This is a genomic window from Azonexus sp., assembly GCF_036170495.1.
GTDB lineage: Bacteria > Pseudomonadota > Gammaproteobacteria > Burkholderiales > Rhodocyclaceae > Azonexus.
Map to the genome: position 1 here is coordinate 4241 of NZ_JAVHPH010000364.1, position 6655 is coordinate 10895.

The following is a 6655-nucleotide window of genomic DNA, read 5'->3' on the forward strand; positions in this document are numbered from 1 at the left end:
GGCTACCGCAACCGCTCGGAAGCCGTGCGCGACCTGATCCGCGGCGCCATCGAGAGCGACCGCCTGCGCGAAACGCCCTCCGGCCACTGCGTCGCCAACCTGTCCTATGTCTACAACCACCATGAACGCGAACTGGCCGAGCGCCTGACCGGCTTGCAGCATGATCATCACGACCTGACGGTGGCGGCGCTGCACAGCCACCTCGATCACGACAATTGCCTGGAATCGGTCATCCTCAAAGGCGCCACCGCCGATGTCCGGCAATTTGCCGATGCCCTGATGGCCGAACGCGGCGTGCGTCACGGCAAGCTCAACGTCATCGCGCTCGCAGCGGAACATCATCACGCCCACGACGAGCACGGCGAAGCCCATGTCCACTATCGTCCCGCCCGCTGACCTGGCCGGCGATTCACCCCTGCCGCCGGGCGGTGAACAGGCGTGGATCGAAGTCATTCAGAAAATGGACGAGGTCTACAACGACCTCCTGCAATACGAAGTCGCCCTCGAAGAAAAGAACGCCGCGCTCGAGGAATCACACCAGTTCATCGAGAGTGTGCTCGCCTCGATGTCGGACATCCTGATCGTCTGCGACCGCAACGGCCGCATCGAGGAGGTCAATTCGTCGCTCCAGCACTTCTCGGGCAAGACGGCCGGCGAACTTGAAAAGACACCGGTCTTTGACCTCTTCGCCGACGATGTCGAACGGGCCAAGGCCCGCGACATCTTCGCCGGCTACGGCCGCGAAGGCGTCCATGACAGCGAGTTCTTCCTGCGCGCCGGCGATGGCTCGACCGTGCCGGTGTCGATGAACTGCACGCCGCGCCTGTCGCAGACCGGCAAGCTCATGGGCATGGTTGTCACCGGTCGCCCGGTCGGCGAACTGCGCCGCGCCTATTCCGCCTTGCGCCAGGCGCACGACGATCTCAAGCGGACACAGGGCCAGCTGCTGCACGCCGAAAAGATGGTCTCGCTCGGCCGCCTGGTGGCCGGCGTGGCGCACGAACTCAATAACCCGATCAGCTTCGTGCTCGGCAACGTGCTGTCGCTCAAGCGCTACGCCAGCCGGCTCGAAAGCTATCTCGGCGCGGTGCATGCCAGCGCTGCAGCTGAACACGGCGCTGTCCAGGCCATGCGCCAGGAGCTGCGCATCGACCGCATCCTGGCCGACATGCCGCACCTTATCGACGGCATGATCGAAGGGGCCGAGCGCACGCGCGACATCGTCGATGCGCTGAAACGCTTTTCGGCCGTCGACAAGATGACCCCCGAGCAGGTCAGCCTCAACGAGGTCGTCGAACGCTCGGTGCGCTGGGTGGTGCAGAGCGCGGCGGCGAAGTTCACGGTCAACACGAATTTGGCACCAAATTTGACTTGCTCCGGTTCGTCGGGGCAACTGCAGCAGGTCATCATGAATCTGGTCCAGAACGCCTGCGACGCCACGGCCAGCCAGTCGGAGCCCGGCTTGACCGTCAGCGGCGGTATTGAAGATGGCATGGTCATCCTGCGCTTTGCCGACAACGGTCCGGGCATCGCTGAAGAACACCTCGGCCGCCTGTTCGAGCCCTTCTTTACGACCAAACCGGTCGGCCAGGGCACCGGCCTTGGCCTGTCGATCAGCTACGGCATTGTCGAACGGCATGGTGGCAAGCTCAGCGCCCGCAACATCCCGGGCGGCGGGGCGGAATTCATCCTTGCACTGCCAGTGGAAAGTTGCTGATCAGTCAGCCGCTTAATTCGGCCGGTAAAAAGGCATGAAGTCAATCTGATCAACGGCTTATTGATCTGGCACGCTCTTTGTATGAAGATGATTATAAATTTCATACCGAGCCCATGGAAACCCTGCCCTCCGACTGGCTGTCGCTGCTCACCCTGACCTTCGTGCTCGGCATGAGGCACGGTTTCGACGCCGATCATCTGGCCACCATCGACGGCCTGACCCGCTACAACGCCCGCACCCGGCCGGGTCTGGCGCGCTATTGCGGCAGCCTGTTCTCGCTCGGCCACGGCGCCGTGGTCATGGCCATCGCCCTCGGCGTCTCGGCGCTGGCCGGACAGTGGGCGGTGCCGGAATGGTTCGGCACACTGGGGGCGGTCATTTCCATCGGCTTTCTCGTCGCGTTGGGCAGCCTGAACCTGGCCGCCGTCTTCGCCGCTGAACCGCATGAAATGGTCCAACCGGTCGGCCTCAAGGGCCGTCTGCTCGGCAACCTGCGCCATGTTTCGCACCCGGCGCTGATCGCGCTGGTCGGCGCCTTGTTCGCCCTGTCCTTCGACACCCTGTCGCAAGCCGCCTTTTTCGCCCTGACTGCCACCCAGTTCGGCGGCTGGGAACACGCCCTCGTCCTCGCCCTGCTCTTCATGCTCGGCATGCTGCTCACCGATGGCATCAACGGCCTGTGGATCGCGGGGCTGATCGCCCGCGCCGACCAGGTGGCGCTCATCGCCTCGCGCGTCATGGGCCTCGTCGTGTCGGGCGTCAGCCTGCTCGTCGCCGCCTTCGGCGCCGCCAAGCTGCTGTCGCCAGCGGTCGACATGTGGAGCGAGGGGAAGGAGTTGATATTCGGCTTTTCGCTGGTGGCGATCATCGCCCTCAGCTTTATCGCGGCCGTGCGTCTGACGCGCCGTCCGGTGGTGGCTTGACGACATAGCGATGGGGGATGGCCGGGCGACCGGCTTTTTTAAGCGATGAAATTAAGACAAAAATTATTTAGTTCATATTTGATGTTGACGATGACGGCTGCCGTCGCTCATGAGTCGACCGAACTGTCCGCCGTCGAAGTCCGCGCCAAGGCGGAAAACCTCGAAGGCATTGCGGCGTCAGGCAGCGAAGGTGTGGTGTCCAGCCAGCGGCTGGCGGCCGTGCCCATTCTGCGTCCCGGCGAGGCGCTGGAAATGGTGCCGGGCCTGATCGTCACCCAGCACGCCGGCGACGGCAAGGCCAACCAGTATTTCCTGCGTGGCTTCAATCTTGATCACGGTACCGATTTCGCCACCTATGTTGGCGGCGTCCCGGTCAACATGCCGAGTCATGCCCACGGCCAGGGCTACACCGATCTCAATTTCCTGATTACCGAGCTGGTCGACCGCATCACTTTCCGCAAGGGGCCGTACTTTGCCGAGGAGGGCGATTTTTCGTCAGCCGGCGCGGCGCACATTGACTATTTTCGTCAGATCGATGGCACGCTGGCGCAATTGACGCTCGGCCAGAACGGCTATGCGCGCAGCCTGCTCGCCGGTTCGCCAGAGCTGGGTGGCGGACATTTACTGTACGCCCTCGAATTGTTCCACAACGACGGCCCGTGGCAGGTCGACGAGCATTACCGCAAGCTCAACGGCGTCCTGCGTTACAGCGAGGGCACGCGCAACGATGGCTTTTCGATCACCGGCATGGCGTATCAGGGCCGCTGGACATCGACCGACCAGATCGCCCAGCGCGCCAGTTCCAGCGGTACCGTCGACCTTTTCGGTTCGCTTGATCCGACGACCGGCGGCGAGACGCATCGCTACAGCCTGTCCGGCGAGTGGACGAAGCGCTGGGAAAAGGCACAGAGCAAGGCCAATGTCTGGTGGCTGAAGTACGACCTCGATTTGTGGTCCAACTTCCAGTATTGCCTGAACGCTGGTTGTCCGCCGGGCGATCAGTTCAAGCAGGCCGAACGTCGGCAGGCCGGCGGTTTTGCTGCTTCGCATGCAATGTTCGATCGCTGGGGTAATTTCGAAGTCGAGAACAGTATCGGCCTGCAGGGGCGGATCGATGACCTCAACCCGGTTGGTCTCTATACGACCAGCGCCCGCCAAACGCTGAGTACGGTGCGCGAAGACAAGGTGACGCAGCGTAGCCTCGGGCTGTGGGTGCAAAACGAGACGCGATGGACCGAGTGGTTCCGCTCTGTGCAGGGCTTGCGCGCCGACACCTACGATTTCACGGTCGACAGCAATTTGGCGGCAAATTCGGGAAAAGCCAGGGACCAGATGCTGACGCCCAAGCTGGCACTGATTTTCGGGCCGTGGCAAAACACCGAGCTTTATCTCAACTACGGCCACGGCTTTCATTCCAACGATGCGCGCGGCACGACCATCCGCGTTGATCCTGCTGACGGCGTGACGCCCGTGCAGGCGGTCAAACCGCTGGTCCGGACCAAGGGTTATGAGCTCGGATTGCGTTCCGATTTTGGCCAAAATTTCCGGTCGACCGTAGCATTCTGGCAACTCGACTCGGCTTCCGAGCTACTGTTTGTCGGCGATGCCGGAACGACCGAAGCATCCCGCCCGTCGCGCCGCTACGGGGTCGAATGGACCAATCTTTACGTGCTGTCCGACTGGCTGGCGGTCGATGCCGACCTCGCCTGGTCGCATGCCCGCTTCCGCGACCACGACCCGTTGGTCGGCGACTACATCCCGGGGGCGGTGACGACGACCGCCAACATCGGCCTGACATTGGATCACCTCGGCCCCTGGTTCGGTGCCGTACGCCTGCGCTACTTCGGGCCGCGGCCGCTGATCGAGGACAACTCGGTCCGCTCCGGCGCATCGGCGCTGACCAACTTGCGCCTGGGCTACAAGTTCAGCCAGCGCACGCAGCTGGCGCTCGACATCTACAACCTTTTCGACCGCAAGGTGAATGACATCGAATACTGGTACGACTCGCAGTTGGCTTCCGAGGGGGCGGCGGTCGATGACCGGCATATTCATCCTACCGAGCCGAGAAGCCTGCGTCTGACCCTAAGCCATCGATTTTGACACTGTAATTATGAATTACACTTCCAGCGGCGCAATGATTGGAGTAACCTAACGGGTTTTCCCTAATACCTAAACTCCAAGGAGAATCCGTGGAAAAGGATCTGCGCGAAGCCGCTCTCGAATACCATCGCTGGCCCACCCCGGGCAAGATTTCCGTCCGCCCGACCAAGGGCCTGACCAACCAGCGCGATCTTGCGCTGGCCTATTCGCCTGGTGTCGCCGCGGCTTGCGACCTGATCGTCGAAGACCCCGCAACGGTGGCCGAGATGACCTCGCGGGCCAATCTGGTTGGCGTCATCACCAACGGCACCGCCGTGCTGGGCCTGGGCAACATCGGCCCGCTGGCGGCCAAGCCGGTGATGGAGGGCAAGGGCTGTTTGTTCAAGAAATTCGCCGGCATTGACGTCTTCGACATCGAACTGGCCGAGAACGATCCTGACAAGCTGATCGACATGATCGCCGCCATGGAGCCGACGCTGGGTGGTATCAACCTCGAAGACATCAAGGCCCCCGAGTGTTTCTATATCGAGGAAAAGCTCAAGGCGCGGATGAATATCCCGGTCTTTCACGATGACCAGCACGGTACGGCGATCATTTCCGCGGCCGCCATGCTCAATGGTCTGAAGGTGGTTGGCAAACGCCTTGAAGACGTCAAGGTCGTCTGTTCCGGTGCCGGCGCGGCCGCCATTTCCTGCCTGAATCTGTGGTGTCAGCTCGGCGTCAAACGCGAGAATGTCACCGTTTGTGACTCCAAGGGTGTCATCTATCTTGGTCGCGAAGCCAACATGGAAGCGACCAAGGCCCGTTATGCCCGCGAAACCACCAATCGCACCCTGCGTGACGCAATGGTCGGTGCCGACGTTTTCCTTGGCCTCTCGGCCGGTGGCGTGCTGAAGCAGGACATGGTCGCCAGCATGGCTGAAAACCCGATGGTTTTCGCGCTGGCCAACCCGACGCCGGAAATCATGCCGGAACTGGTCAAGGAAGTTCGTCCGGATGCCATTATCGCTACCGGTCGCTCCGACTACGTTAACCAGGTCAATAATATTCTTTGCTTCCCCTTCATTTTCCGTGGGGCGCTTGATGTTGGCGCCACCCGTATTACCGAAGAAATGAAGATGGCCGTCGTCAAGGCGATTGCCGAGCTGGCCGAAGCTGAAGTGACCGACGAAGTGGCCATGGCCTATCCCGGCCACGATCTGTCATTCGGCCGGGAATACCTGATTCCGAAGCCGTTTGATCCGCGTTTGATCGTCAAGATCGCGCCGGCCGTGGCGCAGGCTGCGATGGATTCGGGCGTGGCCATTCGGCCGATTACCGATTTCGACGCCTATCGCGCCAAGCTTTCCGAATTCGTCTATCACACTGGCGTCGGCATGCGCGCCATTTTCCAGGCCGCCCGCCAGGCCAAGGGTAAGCGCATCATTTTCGCCGAAGGTGAAGACGAGCGCGTCTTGCGCGCCGCCCAAGTGGTCATCGAGGAAAAATTCGCCCGTCCGATCCTGATCGGCCGTCCGGGTGTCATCGAGCACCGCCTCGAAAAAGCCAAGCTGCGCATCCAGCCGGGCGTCGATTTCGACATCGTCAATCCTGAATCCGACGAGCGTTATCGCGAATGCTGGACCGCCTATCACAAGCTGATGGCGCGTCAGGGCATCACCCCGGCCATCGCCAAGGAAGCCATGCACCGCAAGCCGACAGTGATCGGTGCCATGCTGCTCAAGCTCGGTTACGCCGACGGCATGATCTGCGGCATGACCGGCCAGTACAGCCATCACCTCGGCGTGATCAGCCAGATTATCGGCAAGCGCACCGGGGTCAGTACGCTGGCCGCGATGAACTACCTGATGCTGCCGGGCCGTTCGCTGTTCATCTGCGACACGCATGTGAACGAAAATCCGAGCGCCCAGGAAAT

Annotated in this window: 5 protein-coding genes; all 5 read left to right on the forward strand. The window is 61.8% G+C overall.

The window, feature by feature from the left end:
• Positions 1 to 396 (forward strand): nickel-responsive transcriptional regulator NikR (gene nikR / locus ADADOO_RS13390; protein WP_511278002.1); only part of this gene is annotated, 396 nt, incomplete at its 5' end.
• On the forward strand, positions 371 to 1717 hold the full coding sequence (locus ADADOO_RS13395) for a PAS domain-containing sensor histidine kinase (RefSeq protein WP_511278003.1): 1347 nt from the start codon (positions 371 to 373) through the stop codon (positions 1715 to 1717). The genes nikR and ADADOO_RS13395, both read left to right, overlap by 26 nt.
• Positions 1718 to 1830: 113 nt before the next feature.
• Entirely contained in the window at positions 1831 to 2640 is an 810-nt protein-coding gene (locus tag ADADOO_RS13400; protein WP_511278004.1) for a HoxN/HupN/NixA family nickel/cobalt transporter, read from the forward strand.
• A 90-nt stretch (positions 2641 to 2730) separates the two neighbouring features.
• Entirely contained in the window at positions 2731 to 4740 is a 2010-nt protein-coding gene (locus ADADOO_RS13405; protein ID WP_511278005.1) for a TonB-dependent receptor, read from the forward strand.
• Between the two features lie 89 nt (positions 4741 to 4829).
• Positions 4830 to 6655 (forward strand): NADP-dependent malic enzyme (locus ADADOO_RS13410; protein ID WP_511278006.1); only part of this gene is annotated, 1826 nt, incomplete at its 3' end.